Below are 17049 nucleotides of genomic sequence, written 5' to 3'. Positions count from 1 at the left end.
TGAGCCCTTTACAGCATCTTTTTTTATTATTTAGCTAAGTACCCCTTCTCAACAGCTTCATCAATCAGCTTTTGAGCATAATTCCAAAGTTTCTTAGAACCCAGTGCAATATGCTTATTTCTATCAAGCACCATTTCTCTTGTAATCCCATGCTTTCTCCAGGATTTACCTTCAGTATAGAAATTATGTAGTAATGGTTGTAAGCGATCAACTGCCGCAGCAAATTGAGCTTCTGCAGTATTTCCCTCTTCAAACTCGATCCATAAAGCAAACAATTCATCTCTTTGATCTATCGGTAACAAACCATATATCCGTTCTGCAGCTGCTTTCTCACGTTCAAATTTATCTAGATACCCGGTAGTATCATACGCGAAGGTATCACCAGCATCAATTTCGACAATATCATGAATGAACAACATTTTTAATACACGAACTATACTCAAACTTTCATTCGCATGTTCAAGCAAAATGATTGCCATCATCGACAAATGCCATGTATGCTCAGCATCATTTTCCTGTCTACTACCATCCATGATGAAGGATTGCCGATAAATGCTCTTTAATTTATCAATTTCAACAATGAATTCAATTTGCTTCATTAACCGATCGTCCATTCGCCATCCCCTACTTTACGGTAATTTATTGCCAGCAGCACGATACAGCTCATACCACTCTTCTCTTGTTAATTTAACATTTGATGCCTTTGCGATTTCTTTGAGGCGATCTGGGTTCATTGAACCGACGACCGGTTGCATTCTTGCAGGGTGGCGTAAGATCCAAGCAATTGCAATGGCAGACTCACTTACACCTTTCTTTTCAGCAATCTCCGTTAATTTCACGTTCACTTCAGGATATTGCTCGTTTCCGATAAAGACGCCCTCTATCATGCCGTACTGAAATGGTGACCATGCTTGAACCGTCATTTGATGTAATTGGCTATAATCGAGAATATTACTATCACGAACAATTGCAGGAGCATTCGCCATATTTACATTGAAACCAGCATCTATCATCGGTGTATGCATTAGACTTAATTGTAATTGATTAATAATAAGATCTTGATCTAGATACTTTTTCAACCGTTCTATTTGCATCGGATTCTGATTGCTCACACCAAAATATTGAACCTTGCCACTTTTCTTTAATTTAGTAAATGCTTCAGCAACCTCTTCTGGCTCCATTAAAGCATCCGGACGATGTAATAACAGAATATCTATATAGTCCGTTTTAAGACGTCGTAAACTTCCCTCAACAGAATCAATAATATGTTCTTTCGAGAAATCAAAAAAACCATTACGTATTCCGCATTTTGTTTGCAGAATCAATTGATCACGACTTGCAGAAACGAACTCTAATGCATCTGCAAATACTTCTTCAGACATGCCTTTCCCGTAAATATCTGCATGATCGAATAAATCGACTCCAACTTCTAATGCATTTTCTATCACTTTAGCTGCCTCTGTTTTTGAAAGCTTGTCCATTCTCATGCAACCAAGTGCTATTTCTCCAGCTTCTACATTACTTGTTCCAAGTGTAATCTTTTTCATCTTTTTAGCTCCTTTCATCTAAGTCTATATTATCATTATTTTCTAATCAGGAATGGAGGTTTTAACCATTTTCCCCTAAATAATTTCAAAAAGCCAGTTAATCGTTTAAGATCAACTGGCTTGAATTACTAACAAACTAAATTATCGGCTAATTTCCATTTCTTTATCATAAAAGTGCTTTTCTCAGATGAAGAAAATCGAACGGAGTTATTTGAAGGAACAGGATAAAAACGTGCCGTAAATGTTTCTTCTCCGCCGTTTATAAAGATTTCAATAGAAGAAGTATCTAGATAAATCCTCATCGAATCTAGATGGTTTAACAAACATTGACGGATCTCCGTGACGCCGTCAACATAGCTTTGACGTTCTAATGTAAACAGTCCTTGCTTTGGAGAATAGATTATCTTTGCAGCCTCACCAACTGACATACTAAAAAATCCAGAGCTCACATCTATCTTTTCTAGGACGATTTCAATTGTCTTTCCGTTCACCTCTTCAAACTCTCGATTCTCAGCATTTAACTTGACATCATGTTCGAAGACCTCTCCTACTCGAAGCTGCTCGAGTTCTTTAACTGGAACTTGAAACACCTTATTATTTATCACTTTTAGCTCTCGTGGAAGCGTCATATTATGCAACCAATGATACTTAATGGTCGGGTGTTCTTGTTCATTTTGATCTGGCACACTCATCCACGCAAATAGAATTCGCCGACCTTTCTCATCAGTGGTTGTCTGTGGTGCATAAAAGTCGAAACCACGGTCTAACTCTTGAAACGGACCATGATTATATGAGCCTTCTTGAGAATTAAAGTGACCCATTACGTAACCTGACTGATACACATTTTGATAGTTTAGCCCTGTGGCTTCTAGTCCCTGCGGCGAGAAAATCAAGACGTCTTTCCCTTGTAGATGAAACAAGTCTGGGCATTCAAACATATAACCAAAATCAGCTAATAGTCCCTCTCCACCACCTGCTATCACACCAAGATGATTCCATGTCAACATATCATTTGACCTCAGAAGTGCAACTGCACCCTTGATATCAGTAGTTTGTGCACCAACGACCATAAAGTAATGATCATCTTGTTTCCATACCTTTGGATCTCGAAAATGTGCTGTATATTCAGCTGGTAATTCAACGACAGGACCTTTTTTTTCAAAATGGAATCCGTCCTTTGATACCGCCAAGCATTGGTAGGTTTCACGGTTTCCTTGCTCATCCTTGACATTTCCAGTGTAAAAAACGTACATCTCCCCATTGCTTTCAATTGCACTACCTGAATAGCACCCATTTTTTTCATACCATTCAGAAGGAGTTAAAGCGATCTCTTCATGTTTCCAATGTACAAGATCAGTTGAAGAGTAATGTCCCCAAAATTTAGCACCATGTCCGGTTTTAAATGGCATCCATTGATAAAAAAGATGATAGACACCTTTATATTGAATAAATCCATTCGGATCATTTAATAATCCTACAGGTGGCATCAGATGGTAGCTAAGGCGATAAGGATCTTCACTTATTACGTCATTTGTCTTAGTAACAATCTTATATACCTCACTGCGTAAGTGGCCATCAGTTGACATGATCTTCACCCTTTTTCTGAAGCTGCTTTACTTCATCTAGTGTAGGAAGAGCTGTCATCGCTCCTTTTGTAGATGCCGCAAGAGCACCTGACACCGAAGCAAATTGAGCCATCTCTACAGCCTTTTCAAGAGGTAGTGTTTTGATGTCACCTTCATACTGATGAACTGAATACAATATTCCAGAAACAAAGGCATCTCCTGCCCCAGTCGTGTCAACTGCGTTTACCTTCATCGCTGAAACATGATGATGACCATTATCTGTAACTACATAGCTCCCATCTGCACCAAGTGTGACTAGAACTAGTGAAATCTGATAATCAGCTAATTGATCCATTCCTTTTTGTATATCTTTTTCTCCTGTAATAAACTCAAGCTCTTCTTCAGAAATTTTTAGAATATCAGCTTCGCTAAGCATAGATTTAATTGTCTGGCGAGCATGTTCTTCCGATTCCCATAGACTTAAACGCAGGTTAGGATCATACGATATTAGCATTCCATTTTCTTTAGCTAATTTTACAGCAAATTGAGTAGCCTCTTTTGTTGGACTACTAATTAATGAAATAGACCCAAAATGTAATATTTTATGGCCCGTTAGATGATCAACATCAATCTCATTTGCTTCGAAAAAACGATCAGCACTCGGATTAATGTAAAAGTCAAAGCTTCGTTCCCCTTCTTCTCCGTTAGTAACAAAAACCACGCCTGTACGAATGTCTTTTGAAAAGCTCATCTGCTTCGTTTTAACCTGATACTGATTGAGCGTTTCTTTCAAGAATTTCCCAAGCAAATCATCCCCAACTTTACCGATAAATGATGAATTCACTCCTAAGCGTGAAACGCCAACTGCCACATTTGCTGGGGCTCCGCCTGGACTTTTTTGATAGGTTTGATTTGTTTCATCCATTGGGATAAAATCGATCAGTGCTTCACCTAAAGAAATAATTCCATTTTTCATATATATTCCTCCCTAACTCTCTTAAATACAAGGATACTTCCTGCTGAAAATAACGAACAAATCCTTATTAGCAATTAATACACTAATAAGGATTGCTTTTTTAAAATACTATTTCGTTTCTTCTTTCCATCCAAGTAACAATGTTGCAACAAAAGCACCCGCTAAGGCAATCAAGAATCCAATCCCATAGTTAAGCGGATCTTGAGCGATCGCAAACATAGGAATTCCCGTTAAACCAATCCCGTTCGCCATCACTTGTGTAAAGACAACATATGCTCCACCAAGAGCCCCACCAATGGCAGCCCCAATGAAAGGACGACGATATCTTAAGTTTACACCGAAAATCGCTGGTTCTGTAATTCCTAAGAATGCAGAAACTGACGCAGGAAGGGCAATTCCCTTAATTTTCTTATTTTTCGTTTTGAAAAATACAGCTAGAGTGGCACCACCTTGTGCGACATTCGCCATTGCCCATATTGGAAGTAAGTAGTTTCCACCAGCAGCAAGGAGAACCTCTGCTTCTATTGCATGGAAACTATGATGAACACCTGTTAATACGATCGTTGAATAGAGCCCTCCAAATAATAGACCAGCAACAGGTCCGGCAGTACTATAAACTACATCTAAAACGGTTGTAATTCCATTACCAAGAATGCGACCTAATGGACCGACAACAAGCATTGCGATAAACCCTGTAAAAATCACCGTTAAAAAAGGAGTTAATAATAAATCAACGACATTTGGTACGATTTTACGTAATCCCTTTTCAATCTTCGCCATAAGGTAAACCGTTAATAATACTGGGATAACTGTTCCCTGATATCCTAGCATCTCTACACCAAACCCAAGAAAATCAAGAGTCTCAGGTTGAGCATCGCTCAGACCCCACGGATTTAACAAGGCTGGATGTGTCATGATCCCACCAATTACAGCTCCTAGGTAGGAATTCCCGCCAAATTCTTTTGCTGCACTAAAGCCAATTAAGATTGGCAGAATGATAAAGGAAGCTGAAGAAAACATGTCTAACAGAATAAATAACCCACTATCTGCATCAACCCAATTATACGTTTTCATCATTCCGAGTAGTCCCATTAGCATACCAGCTGCAACAATCGCTGGAATAATTGGAACAAATATATTTGAAAGAGTTCTAGCAAATCTAGCAAATGGGTTCATCTTTCTTTTCGCTACCTCATTATGGGAGGTAGTTGATTTCGGTTCCTCGTCAGATGTCACTCCAACAAGTGGTCCGAATTTAGCGAACACCTTATTTACTGTACCTGTACCGAAAATAACCTGGAATTGTCCAGAGCTAGAAAAGGCTCCTTTTACTCCATCCAACTCTTCTATTTCCTCTTTGTTAATCTGCCCTTCGTCCTCAATAACGAGACGAAGCCGAGTTGCACAATGTGTTGCACTTACAATATTATCTTTTCCACCTAATAGTTCGACAAGCCTTTCCGCTATTTCTTGATGATTCATCGTATATCCCCCTATTTAAAAATATAAAAAAAGACCTAAAATATATAAAGTACACATAGGTAGTTCAAAACGAACTACCTATGTCGCCTTATACATTTTAGGTCTTGCCTGCATTACCAGTTACAATCCTACAATATTAAATTTGTTAATTTGTATATTACACAATGAAAACGGTATCGTCAATAGAAATAATCTATTTTTCCTTAACTAATCTTTGAATATGAAGTGAGATATAGGCTATTTCAGAGGGCGGAAATGTAAGACCATACTCTTCCCTTAAGTAAGAAGCAACCTCACTCGCACAATTATAAGCTAACTCATACTTATTCTTAATTAATTCATACATATCCGGATCAATTGGCTCGAAATCGTTACCTTGCTCCATCCTATTAAGTGCAAAGCGTAAATGAGTCACTAATCTTTGATAATTAATACTTGTTTCTTCAATCTTGATATTCATTATCTTTTCAATCTGTTCAATGAAATCTCTTAAAATTGTCGCCTTTTCTAACGATTCCCCCATTGAGTGCCCGCCTAATTTTGCAGTATGAATATGCAGAGCAATATGTGCGACTTCATCAAAAGGAATATCAACAGCTAGTTCTTTCTTGATAGCCTCTCTTGCCCAAAGCCCTACTTCAAATTCCTTTTTATATAGGAGTTTAATTTCATTTGTTAGCTTATTTTGAATTGGTATACCTTGCTCAATACGCTCTATTGCAAAGGAGAGATGGTCTGTTAAAGCAATGTGGATATGATCGTGTAACGGTTCCTCTAAGTACCCTTCTGCATAGCTAATGATCTTCTCAGCAAGTTCAATATGTTTTTCTGGTAGAGTTGTCAGTAATTGTTGGAACTTTTCAGATGATTGTTCGTGTAATAGAAAGATTTTTTCTATTTTATCTTTTGGTATGATATCATTTTTTCTTTTTTGAAAGGCAATCCCATTGCCCATCACAATCTTTTCTTGCGGTCCATCAATCACGACAACTGCATTATTATTTAAAATTCTAAAAATACGCATGTATTCCTCCAGCAAATGATTCCATTAGTTTGTCACTTAAAAAGGGTACACTATAAACAGTAAATGAGCAATTATCATCATATCATTCTAAAAAGAAAAAGCAGAACCGAGGCTCCGCTTTTTCTAGCTATGATTTACTGTAATTTGATCATTTACAACACTTACGGTGAAATGATTGATTTTTTGATCACTATTAATTAAGTGCTCTGTAATCTGATCTTCAACGTATTCTTGTATAGCTCGTCTTAACGGACGTGCTCCAAATGCCTGATGATAGCCTAATTCAGCAATTTTTTCTTTTGCAGAATCCGTGATTTCAATTGTTAATTCCTGCTCTTCTAATGCAACTTTTAAGTCCTCAAGCATAATGTCGATAATTTTAACTAAATCGTCTCTTTCTAAATGATCGAATTCAATGATTGAGTCAATACGATTTAAGAACTCCGGTTTGAAATAATCTCTTAAGCCATCTAAAATACTCTCCGTTGCAAGAACCGTTTTCCCTTTGTCATTGAAGCCAATTGCTGCTATCTTCTTGTCAGTCACTCCAGCATTTGACGTCATAATGATAACTGTCTCATGAAAATGAACGACTCTACCTCGACTATCCGTTAAACGACCATCATCCATAATCTGCAAAAACATATTTAAGACGTCTGGATGGGCCTTTTCAATTTCATCTAACAAAATAATTGAATACGGATTTCTTCTTACCTGTTCAGTTAATTGCCCAGCCTCCTCATGACCAACATATCCAGGAGGTGATCCGATTAACTTCGAAACAGAATGCTTTTCCATATACTCACTCATATCTAGACGAATCATTGAGTCCTTGCTTCCAAATAATTCAGTAGCGAGTGTTTTGGTCAATTCTGTCTTACCAGTCCCGGTTGGTCCTATGAAGAGGAATGACGCTGTTGGTCGCTTTTTAGGTTTCAATCCTACACGTGCTCGTAGAATCGCTTTAGCTACTTTTTCAATTGCTTTTGGTTGCCCAATTACCCTATTTGCTAGTTGATTTTGTAGATCTTTCATCTTTAATTGTTCAGATTTTTGAAGTTTTTTAACAGGAACCCCTGTGCTTTGTTCGATAATGTCTTGAATATGTTCAACTGTCACTTCAGTAGCAGGTTCAATTCTGTCTGCTTCAATTTGTTTTAGTATTGTCATCTCCTCATTACGAAGAGTAGCCGCCTTCTCATAATCTTCAATTGCTGTCGCTTGTTCCTTTTCAAGACGTATCTGTTCATAACGCTTTTGAAGTTTGCCTTTATCTGCTTCAACTTGGGTTAAATTGAGCTTGGAACCAGCTTCATCTAATAAGTCAATTGCTTTATCTGGTAGGTAGCGATCTTGAATATAGCGATCAGACAAAGTGACGCACGCTCTTAATACATCATCAGAGTATGTTACATTGTGATAACTTTCATATATTGGTCGAATGCCTTTAAGAATTTCATATGCTTCTGTTGTTGTTGGCTCTTTCACAATAACTGGCTGAAAACGACGCTCAAGTGCAGGGTCTTTTTCAATTAGACGATACTCCTTCAATGTCGTTGCACCAACAAGCTGGAATTCCCCCCTTGCTAATGCTGGTTTAAGAATATTCCCAGCATCCATTGATCCTTCAGACGAACCGCCAGCACCGACTACCATATGAAGCTCATCAATAAAAAGAATAACGTTCTCGCGTTGTTTAAGCTCATTGACTAATTGCTGCACTTTTTCTTCAAACTGTCCCCGGTAGCTCGTCCCAGCAACAAGTGAACTAATATCAAGAACATAGACTTCTTTATTTAAAAGTTTAGCTGGTACTTCACCTTCAACGATTTTACGTGCAAATCCTTCAGCAATAGCGGTTTTCCCAACACCAGCCTCACCTATTAAGACAGGATTGTTTTTTGTACGTCGATTTAACACTTCAATTACACGCTCAATTTCTTTGTCTCGACCAATAACAGCATCGATCCTACCTTGTCTTGCTTCTTCTGATAAGTTACGTCCATGCTGATCAAGGAATCCTCCTCCAGCAACATTAGTAGGAGCTTCTTTTACTTGCTGGTTCATACCATTTATCGAGTGATTTGTTTTTGAATGTACAAATCCTTTGAAAAATTCGTCGAAATTAAATGATCCCATTGAATGTTGATTCGTCGTCTGATCGTAGCACTCCGAACATAGTAAAACTTGTTTCCTTGAAGAATTTATCATTATATTCATTTTTACATTCGCATCGTTTTTTTGACATTTTTGACATAACATTTACCTTCAATCCTCTCTGTTTGACTTTGACTATATTTGATCAATCAATTAAAAGAAAAAGCCTATTTGGCTTATAACGTTAGATTCTATAGATTTGTATAGTTTTAAAAGATTTTTATTTACGATAGAAGTATATTCCCTCTATGTTTTCCTATTATATTTGACCTTCTTTGACTTTTCAAGTATTAAGTCTTATTTTTCAAATAATCCGATTTCTACTAGTAATTTTGCGTAAAAATTTTTAATTACGCATTCTTTAGACATAATAAAGACAGGAGGGATGTAAAGATGACTAAAAAAACAGAGCCGAATCAAAAAGTTGCCCCAACGATCGATGAAGAAGATTCTTATGGTCAAGACGCAACAGAAGAAGAAATTCGAGAAGGAGACTCAACAACAGTGACAAGACTTGTATTTGATGAACACGATCCTAGTTAATATACTTACTTGCTAATAGGTTCAACACAGTTACTTTTAAGAAACTAACCAAAAACAAAGTCAGATCCGATTGGACCTGACTTTGTTTTGTTTTAAGCCACTTTTGCCGTTACTTAAATAGAGTTTCAAACCACCACTTCTTAAGTCGGTGTTTGCAGAAATAGGTCAATCTTCCTCTACATAGTGAAGGCCTGATTTGGCTATTTCTATAATAAACTCCTTTAGTACAAATAAAGGTTGAAACGTGTATTCATCACGTACAATGTAGCTCGTATAAATGATATTACATCATCGTCTGATCCTTTTCAATGGTAAGTAATGGTCTATTAGGTTAAAAAACTGAATAAAAAACATGAATCTTACTAAATCTAAAATACAAAGAGAGAGGTGAAAAGAATGAAATTTGCTGACGAGCTATATGAGATGTATAAAAATCACTTAACCGGTTTTGAAGAAGATGCGATTATTATCGTCGAAGGAATTTTAGAGGATTTTAGTGTTTCAGATGTGAACACACTTATCGACAGTTTATCGACACATGAACGGTATGAAATGTTCGCCCTTTATTTGTATGAGTCGTTCAAATTAAAAGTTGCAGAAGAAGGTATTGGCACAACAAGAAATGAAGATGACCAACAGGATCCTCCAAAGCTTTTACACTAAGTTTTTTACATACATCAAGGCAAAAGAAAAAACAAACCGGGAAAAAAGTTTTTGAACCAAACCAAAACCCCGAACGAAACAAAAGATAGAGTGTATGTGACACCGCTACTGAAATATACTTCGCTTTCCGCGGGAAGCCGGTGAGCCTCCTCGGCTTCGCCTGTGGGGCCTCACCTTTGGCTTTTACAATCCCGCAGGAGTCTACGTATATTTCATCCGCTACATGATTGCTTTATTCGGAGTTCCACTCAGCCACGTTAGTAATGTCCTAGTCTGATCCTTTCATTTGTCATAACACTAAACTAATTTATCTAATTCTCCCTCAAGGAATATCATTAATTCCTTAATCATTTCCTCAGAAAAATCGAATTTTATTCCTGCAGCTTCGTAAATTTCTGGTAATGATTTAGATGCTCCTAGGCTTAGTGCATGTTTATAGTTAGTTAATGCTTCATCTGGATTTTCACGGTATTGTTTATACAATTGAACAGCCCCAAGCTGTGCAATAACGTATTCAATATAATAGAAAGGTACTTCAAAAATATGAAGGACCTTTAACCAGTTGGTTTTAGCCCATTTTTCATATCCAGTCCAATCAACCGTTTCTGAATCAATTGAATGCATGAGTTCACGGTATTTTTCATTTCTTTGCTCTGCTGTATGAGTAGGGTTTTCGTATAACCAGTGCTGGAATTGGTCAATCACCATACCTTGTGGAAGAAATTCAATGATTCCTTTTAGTTGCTCAATTTTTGCTCGCTTGAGATCCTGTTCATTTTGATAGAATATTTGCCACTGATCCATCGTTAACAATTCCATTGACATACTAGCAAGTTCTGAAGATTCCATTGGGGTTTCGCGGTAATCATTTAATGGCAACTCTTTCTTCAAGTCATTATGTATGCAGTGTCCCATCTCATGCAATAATGTAATCATATCATCATGAGTTCTTGAAGCATTCATAAATATAAAAGATAGCTCAGAAACAGGTAGTGGTGAACAAAATCCCCCTGGTGCTTTTCCTTTTCGGCTATTTAAGTCTAGCATTTGCTTATTATTCATTGTAGTTAATAACTCTGCAAAACGAGGATCAAGATTATTAAAAATCGTAGCAGATTTCTCTACTAATTCATCTGTGTTCTCAAATGGTTTCAGAGGTGTTTGGCCTACTCGTACTCCTGCTCTGTCCCAAGGTCGATATGTATCTACAGCTAATTCACTTTGATGCTTTCTTTGTAGCTTTTCCTTTAATGGTTTCACATGCGTTTGAATCGCTTCAGCCAGTCTTTTGCAGTCAGCAGGTGTATAATCAAATCTCTCATACTTCTTAAACATATAATCACGATAATTATCTAAACCAGCATTCTCCGCCTTTTGCTGACGAATAGCAATAAGCTGATCCATGATGTCTTGAAGCTCATTTTCTTTTTCTATAAATGATTCTGCCATTAATGTTAACGCTTGTTTCCTGATGTCACGATTTGAATCCTGTAGGTATGGTGACAATTGTGAAAGTGTTAACTCCTCCCCATTCCATTGAACAGTCTGTGAGCCGGTGATTTCAAAATAACTTGTTGCCAGTTCATCCTCTTTCACTTCAAGATTGATGTTCTCCTCTCGGAATAACTCCTTTGAGTTTTGCTTACTTTTAATAAATAATTGATAATATTCTTCATTCAATTGATGACGTGCTTCGGTACTCAAGAATTTCTCATCAAGTAGCGATACGTATTTTTTTACGAGTGGCTCAACCTGTTGTTGATCGTATTCGAATTTTTCCTTTGCCTCTTTTGAATTACTATGGCACTGGAAATCAATATAATGACCAGAGATCCCTTCTTCTATACCATCATAAAGAGCAGATTGTTTTTTCAGCCATGTTTCAAGCTGTTCAACAGATATAATTTCTTCATTTAATAGCTCGACAAACTGGCTTTCCAACACATTTCTATTTGAAAAATCAAAAACTTCTTTATAAAATCCCATATGATCATCGTTCCTTTCATCGTTAACCTCAACCATTAATTCCACAAATCGAGCTGATTTCCTTCTAAAATGAGAAGAGGATTCCAGTTTGTACACCGGAATCCTCTTTCTAAAACTATTCCATCCAATTTGTGTGGAAAGTCCCTTCTTTATCAACACGTTTGTACGTATGTGCACCGAAATAATCACGTTGTGCTTGAAGTAAATTTGCTGGAAGTACAGCTGTACGGTAGCTATCGTAATATGCAAGTGCACTTGAAAGACCTGGTACAGGGATTCCAAGCTTAACTGCAGTAGCAACAACATCACGAGCAGCTTCTTGATAATTCTCAACGATATCCTTGAAATAAGGATCAAGAAGGAGATTCGTTAAGTTCGTATCACGATCATATGCTTCCTTAATATTTTGTAGGAAGCGAGCTCGGATGATACAACCACCTCTGAAAATCATAGAGATTTCACCAAGATTTAAATCCCAGCCATACTCTTCAGAAGCAACCTTCATTTGTGCAAATCCTTGTGCATATGAACAAATTTTGCTTAAGTAAAGGGCTTTACGGATTTTTTCAACAAATTCTTTTTTGTCACCATCAAATGTTTGATTTGGACCATTAAGAATCTTACTTGCTTTCACACGCTCATCCTTCATTGCTGAAATGAAGCGTGAGAATACTGATTCAGTAATAATAGAAAGTGGCACACCTAAATCAAGTGCACTTTGACTTGTCCATTTACCTGTTCCTTTTTGACCAGCAGTATCTAGAATAAGGTCAACTAACGGCTTACCCGTTTCATCATCCTTCTTCGTGAAGATATCCTTTGTAATTTCGATTAGGTAGCTATCAAGCTCACCCTCGTTCCATTCGCTAAATGTTTCATGAAGTTCTTCAGCACTTAATCCAAGAACATCCTTCATCAAATGGTAAGCCTCACAAATTAATTGCATATCTCCATATTCAATTCCATTATGAACCATTTTAACATAATGACCAGCACCGTCTGGACCGATGTATGTTGTACACGCGTCATCGCCAACTTTAGCAGCAATATCTTTGAAGATTGGTGCAACTAGCTCATACGCTTCTTTCTGTCCACCAGGCATAATAGAAGGCCCTTTAAGAGCACCCTCTTCACCACCAGAAACACCTGTTCCAATAAAGTGAATACCTGATTCAGCTAGATCTTTATTACGACGACGAGTATCCTCGAAGAACGTATTTCCACCATCAATTAGGATATCTCCTTTTTCAAGATGTGGTAATAATTGCTCAATTGTTGCATCTGTTGCAAAACCAGCTTGAACCATTAGTAAGATCTTTCTAGGTGTTTCAAGTGAATTAACAAACTCTTCGACACTATATGTACCAACTACATTTTTACCTTCTGATTCTTTTAACATTTCCTCCGTCTTTTCAGGAGATCTGTTAAATACAGAAACAGTATACCCTCTACTTTCAATATTCAAGGCAAGGTTGCGACCCATAACAGCTAATCCGATCACACCAACTTGTTGCTTGCTCATCTCTACCACTCCTCTTTCTGTTAGCATTTTTTTATTTTATCATACTTTTGCAATAAATTAATTATACGATGCTTGAATTTATTAAAAAAATTTGATTATTCATTGTTTTTTTCATGAAAATAGCTGGAAATTGCTTTCAGTTCTTGCTCTGTAAGCTCAACATTTCCATATCTCGCCTGTCCATAGAGTCTATCTAATTTGTCTAACCCTATATCCTCCTCTGGGTACTGCTCTCTTAATTTAGTTATCTTTTCATGGGGAGTATCACTTAGCTTTGTTACTGCGGATTGAATACGATGATTCTTTAGCTTTTGACGATAAACATAGCGCACCTTTTCATTATTCGTAAGTTTCTCCCAATTTACACGCGTTTTCAGAAAAGAAGACATATATTTTTCAAGTTGGGATCTCCATTGCTGCTTCCATTCTTTCAAATCCACAAGGTTTTCCTTTTCATCAGTGTATAGATTCAACCCGTCGGTACCTTCAGAGCGTGTGACAATCCGCTTGAGTAGTCTTATGAATTTATCATAAAGATCTCGAACAAACAATTTCACTTTTTTTATTAAAAGATAACCGATAAAAACTAGAAATAAAATGACCAATCCATATAGTGCATAGTCGATAATTTGAAGTAATGTAGTAGCAAACATAGATCTTGATTCTTCTTCGGCAGGAGGCATGACTGGTTGATTGATCTCAGGGACTTTTTCTTCTTCCACTTTCTCACTTTTGAAAATTGAAACAAAAAGGACGATTCCTTTAACGATCATTTTTGTAAGAAGCCAAAGCCCTTCTTTAATCATAGAAAGATTCGTTAATATCATTATAAGTAAAATCGTAAGACTGATATAGAGACGATTTTGCCTTTTCAGCATTTTATTAATAGTAGGTCTTGTTTCTTTAGAGTAAGATGCTTTTTTAAGCATTTCACTATTAGATAAAAATAACGTGATGATCAATATCGCTATCCCTGCACTTGTTACTAAAAACGAGAACGGCTTTAAACGGTCGAAATACTGATAAAAAAAAGCACCGACAAAATAAACAGGTAAAGCACCCGCCCATAGAAACTGTATTTTAAAAAGTTCATCATAATCTCTTTCTGCATATAAAGAACCGCGATAGGTAATGCAAATGTAAAGGATAAACAAAATACAGAACGAAACTAAATTTGACATCGGAATGAGAGATAGTGATAGTCCAAAGACTATAGCAAAAACTACTGACTTCCATCTCGCACCTTTCACCGATAACCGAAACACATAACCGATTAAGAACACTAATGGTAAACTTAACATCCACCACGTTAGAAAAGATTTAGAGAGCACACTTAAACCGATAAACAAAAGAATTGGTAGGCACATGAGTAACTCAAGAAATGCTTGAAAGAAAATAGGACGATGAAGTTTCCATTTATGTAATATGCTGCTCACCTTCTTTTCTCAGGAGTATAATCCTCAAGCCAAAGTACTTCTATCTTATTTCCTCGCCGCTCCAACAGATTGATCTGATCTTGCATTTTTTCCGTAACAGCTGACGTTATTAAAAGAATATCTGTTTGTTCCAATCGGTTCTCAACTTCCTCCTCCAAAAATTCATAGAAGCTAGAACTATTAGCCATTGCAGCCTTTCCCATATGTTCTAAAAGAACATTCAATTGTACTTTTCCGGTTGCAGGATAAAGTTTGACAGACTTTTTTTTATCTTCAGATGTTACTAAATATGAATTACACCCAAATCCAGTTGGGATTCCTTGAGAAAGAGTATGATGAGCAATTGAAGCAGCATAGGATAATCCACGCTCAAGTATTTCTTCATTGATAATAGGCAACCATTTATCTTCGGTTTGATCAAAATTTAAATAGATCATTAAATGATGATCAGCAGTGAAATCCTTCTTGCTCACTTGCAATGAACCCGTTCTCGCAGTCGCCTTCCAATTAACCGTATGCATTGGATCTCCAGTGGTATATTCTCTTATTCCAGACATAACAAAAGGATCTTCAATAATCCATCTTTTAGTAATAATGTCTCCAAGCCAACTTTGTGATGGTAATGGGATTTCATCCATATCAATGATCTTAGGATAAACAGTTAGGTTAGTAGAGGAAGAAGACGTTTGAAATGTTTCACCAAAGCCAACTGAATCTCCCGTCGATATTGAAACAGTTTCAAACCCATAATAACCACGTTTCGCACAAGTAACTTTCTGTCTTCTTTTTATCTTTTGAAATGGCATTAAACTAAAAAGTGTTAAGTGCATGTCGCCACGGTTTGTCCCCTCAATTTGATCAAATACCAGATTTTCATCAATTTTCGATTCTAAACGAAGCCAAGGAACTGGTAATAACTTTCGGTTAGCAATCTCATCAATCATCTCAATCATTTCACCCTCAAAGGCGACCGACTGACTAAATTTACGAGAATATTCTATTTTTGAAAGTCCCCATTTCACCACTATCATTCCTTGCAAGAAAAGTAGAATGAGTGCAACAAAAAGTAAAAAAGGAATATTCATTAGTTATAGTGTCCCTTTGTACTATATTCTTCAGCTGGTACAGTAATTTCAGAAAGAATTTGGTCGAGAATAACTGAGGCTGGATTGTCTTTTAATCGGAAGTTGTGACTAACGACAAGCCTATGACCAGCGACAGGTTTTAGCATTGTCTTGACGTCATCAGGTAATACAAAGTTACGTCCATGAATGGCTGCATATACTTGAACTGCCTTAAGTAACGCTTGACTCCCTCTAGGACTTATCCCTAATTCAATATTAGGATGATTTCTTGTCATCTCAACAATATCGATAATATATTTATAGATATCGTCGCTAACAAAAACATCAGAGAATAGATCCTTTGCTCTGAGTACATCATTTGTATTTGCAACAGCAAAGATTTCTTCAATCGGACTAGTTTCCTTAAAACGTTTAAGGATCTCAATGCCTTCTTCTTTCGTAGGATAGCCTAATTCTAATTTTACTAGAAAACGGTCTAACTGAGCTTCAGGTAAGGGAAAAGTCCCCTGATTTTCAACAGGATTTTGTGTAGCAATGATCATAAACGGCAATTGTAATAGCCTCGTTTCCCCATCGATCGTTACTTGTTTTTCTTCCATACATTCCAATAAACTCGATTGAGTTCTTGGCGTCGCTCGATTAACCTCATCTGCTAGAATAATATTGGAGAAAATTGGGCCCTCCCTAAAAACGAATTCACCTTCTTTTTGGTTATAAAAGTTCAGACCTGTTACATCTGTTGGTAATAAATCTGGTGTGAATTGAATTCTATTAAAAGAACATGAAAGAGATTTTGCAAAGGATTTTGCCAAAAGTGTTTTACCGGTACCAGGCACATCCTCAAGAAGTACATGCCCTGAAGAAATCAGTGCCACTAGTAAGTAGTCAATAATGTCATCCTTTCCCACCATAACCTGTTGAATATTATCTTTTAGCTTTTTTGCTAACTCTTGAATAATCGTTACATCCATTAATAAACCTCCTTTTTAGATTAATATATGACTACGCTTACAATTCTACTATTCTCTTACTTTATAACAGAAAGTACCAATTCGTCTACAGC

At 36.9% G+C, this 17049-nt stretch carries 14 protein-coding genes; 2 read left to right on the top strand and 12 right to left on the bottom strand.

What is annotated here, in order from left to right:
• Positions 1-26: 26 nt before the first annotated feature.
• From J7W16_RS04785 to J7W16_RS04755, 7 genes are all read right to left on the bottom strand, one after another.
• Positions 27-614: an HD domain-containing protein gene (locus J7W16_RS04785; protein WP_210596083.1), complete on the bottom strand. Its 588-nt coding sequence runs from the start codon at positions 612-614 to the stop codon at positions 27-29.
• 15 nt (positions 615-629) lie between these two features.
• Complete coding sequence (locus tag J7W16_RS04780) at positions 630-1547, bottom strand: aldo/keto reductase (RefSeq protein WP_210596082.1); 918 nt, start codon at positions 1545-1547, stop codon at positions 630-632.
• Between the two features lie 128 nt (positions 1548-1675).
• Entirely contained in the window at positions 1676-3133 is a 1458-nt protein-coding gene (locus tag J7W16_RS04775; RefSeq protein WP_210596081.1) for a glycoside hydrolase family 32 protein, read from the bottom strand.
• Positions 3123-4088, bottom strand: coding sequence for an aminoimidazole riboside kinase (locus J7W16_RS04770; RefSeq protein WP_210596080.1), 966 nt, complete (start codon positions 4086-4088; stop codon positions 3123-3125). The genes J7W16_RS04775 and J7W16_RS04770 overlap by 11 nt, the downstream gene beginning before the upstream one ends.
• A gap of 108 nt (positions 4089-4196) precedes the next feature.
• Entirely contained in the window at positions 4197-5570 is a 1374-nt protein-coding gene (locus J7W16_RS04765; RefSeq protein WP_210596079.1) for a sucrose-specific PTS transporter subunit IIBC, read from the bottom strand.
• A gap of 193 nt (positions 5571-5763) precedes the next feature.
• A complete protein-coding gene (locus tag J7W16_RS04760) occupies positions 5764-6594 on the bottom strand; it encodes a PRD domain-containing protein (protein WP_210596078.1) in 831 nt (276 codons plus the stop codon).
• Between the two features lie 123 nt (positions 6595-6717).
• Positions 6718-8856, bottom strand: a complete 2139-nt coding sequence (locus tag J7W16_RS04755) for an ATP-dependent Clp protease ATP-binding subunit (RefSeq protein WP_210596077.1) — start codon at positions 8854-8856, stop codon at positions 6718-6720.
• 288 nt (positions 8857-9144) lie between these two features.
• Here J7W16_RS04755 and J7W16_RS04750 point away from each other — a divergent pair, with 288 nt between their 5' ends.
• Together J7W16_RS04750 and J7W16_RS04745 are read left to right on the top strand one after the other, a co-directional pair.
• Positions 9145-9294, top strand: coding sequence for a hypothetical protein (locus J7W16_RS04750; RefSeq protein ID WP_210596076.1), 150 nt, complete (start codon positions 9145-9147; stop codon positions 9292-9294).
• A gap of 396 nt (positions 9295-9690) precedes the next feature.
• Positions 9691-9957: a DUF6154 family protein gene (locus J7W16_RS04745; RefSeq protein ID WP_210596075.1), complete on the top strand. Its 267-nt coding sequence runs from the start codon at positions 9691-9693 to the stop codon at positions 9955-9957.
• 297 nt (positions 9958-10254) lie between these two features.
• On the opposite strand, the gene J7W16_RS04740 is transcribed toward J7W16_RS04745, so the two are convergent.
• The 5 genes from J7W16_RS04740 to J7W16_RS04720 form a co-directional block, all read right to left on the bottom strand.
• On the bottom strand, positions 10255-11943 hold the full coding sequence (locus tag J7W16_RS04740; RefSeq protein WP_210596636.1) for a M3 family oligoendopeptidase: 1689 nt from the start codon (positions 11941-11943) through the stop codon (positions 10255-10257).
• A 115-nt stretch (positions 11944-12058) separates the two neighbouring features.
• Positions 12059-13465, bottom strand: coding sequence for an NADP-dependent phosphogluconate dehydrogenase (gene gndA / locus J7W16_RS04735; protein WP_210596074.1), 1407 nt, complete (start codon positions 13463-13465; stop codon positions 12059-12061).
• A 95-nt stretch (positions 13466-13560) separates the two neighbouring features.
• Positions 13561-14901, bottom strand: coding sequence for a hypothetical protein (locus J7W16_RS04730; RefSeq protein ID WP_210596073.1), 1341 nt, complete (start codon positions 14899-14901; stop codon positions 13561-13563).
• Positions 14898-15986, bottom strand: a complete 1089-nt coding sequence (locus J7W16_RS04725; RefSeq protein WP_210596072.1) for a DUF58 domain-containing protein — start codon at positions 15984-15986, stop codon at positions 14898-14900. Before J7W16_RS04725 ends, J7W16_RS04730 begins: the two co-directional genes overlap by 4 nt.
• Positions 15986-16957 carry an AAA family ATPase gene (locus J7W16_RS04720; protein WP_210596071.1) on the bottom strand — a complete coding sequence of 324 codons (972 nt, stop codon included), beginning with the start codon at positions 16955-16957 and terminating at the stop codon, positions 15986-15988. Before J7W16_RS04720 ends, J7W16_RS04725 begins: the two co-directional genes overlap by 1 nt.
• Positions 16958-17049: the final 92 nt, after the last annotated feature.

Source organism: Halalkalibacter suaedae (genome assembly GCF_017939705.1).
In the GTDB taxonomy this organism is placed as follows: domain Bacteria; phylum Bacillota; class Bacilli; order Bacillales; family Bacillaceae_D; genus Halalkalibacter; species Halalkalibacter suaedae.
Note: the sequence above shows the minus strand (reverse complement) of the source record. Positions and strands in the feature narration are given on the sequence as shown.

Bases quoted from the DNA above. Each gene is read 5' to 3' on its own strand.
- J7W16_RS04780 (WP_210596082.1), bottom strand. From the start codon at position 1,547: ATGAAAAAGATTACACTTGGAACAAGTAATGTAGAAGCTGGAGAAATA.
- J7W16_RS04760 (WP_210596078.1), bottom strand. From the start codon at position 6,594: ATGCGTATTTTTAGAATTTTAAATAATAATGCAGTTGTCGTGATTGAT.
- J7W16_RS04740 (WP_210596636.1), bottom strand. From the start codon at position 11,943: ATGGGATTTTATAAAGAAGTTTTTGATTTTTCAAATAGAAATGTGTTG.
- J7W16_RS04755 (WP_210596077.1), bottom strand. From the start codon at position 8,856: ATGTTATGTCAAAAATGTCAAAAAAACGATGCGAATGTAAAAATGAAT.
- J7W16_RS04765 (WP_210596079.1), bottom strand. From the start codon at position 5,570: ATGAATCATCAAGAAATAGCGGAAAGGCTTGTCGAACTATTAGGTGGA.
- J7W16_RS04750 (WP_210596076.1), top strand. From the start codon at position 9,145: ATGACTAAAAAAACAGAGCCGAATCAAAAAGTTGCCCCAACGATCGAT.
- J7W16_RS04720 (WP_210596071.1), bottom strand. From the start codon at position 16,957: ATGGATGTAACGATTATTCAAGAGTTAGCAAAAAAGCTAAAAGATAAT.
- J7W16_RS04745 (WP_210596075.1), top strand. From the start codon at position 9,691: ATGAAATTTGCTGACGAGCTATATGAGATGTATAAAAATCACTTAACC.
- J7W16_RS04785 (WP_210596083.1), bottom strand. From the start codon at position 614: ATGGACGATCGGTTAATGAAGCAAATTGAATTCATTGTTGAAATTGAT.
- J7W16_RS04725 (WP_210596072.1), bottom strand. From the start codon at position 15,986: ATGAATATTCCTTTTTTACTTTTTGTTGCACTCATTCTACTTTTCTTG.
- gndA (WP_210596074.1), bottom strand. From the start codon at position 13,465: ATGAGCAAGCAACAAGTTGGTGTGATCGGATTAGCTGTTATGGGTCGC.
- J7W16_RS04775 (WP_210596081.1), bottom strand. From the start codon at position 3,133: ATGTCAACTGATGGCCACTTACGCAGTGAGGTATATAAGATTGTTACT.
- J7W16_RS04770 (WP_210596080.1), bottom strand. From the start codon at position 4,088: ATGAAAAATGGAATTATTTCTTTAGGTGAAGCACTGATCGATTTTATC.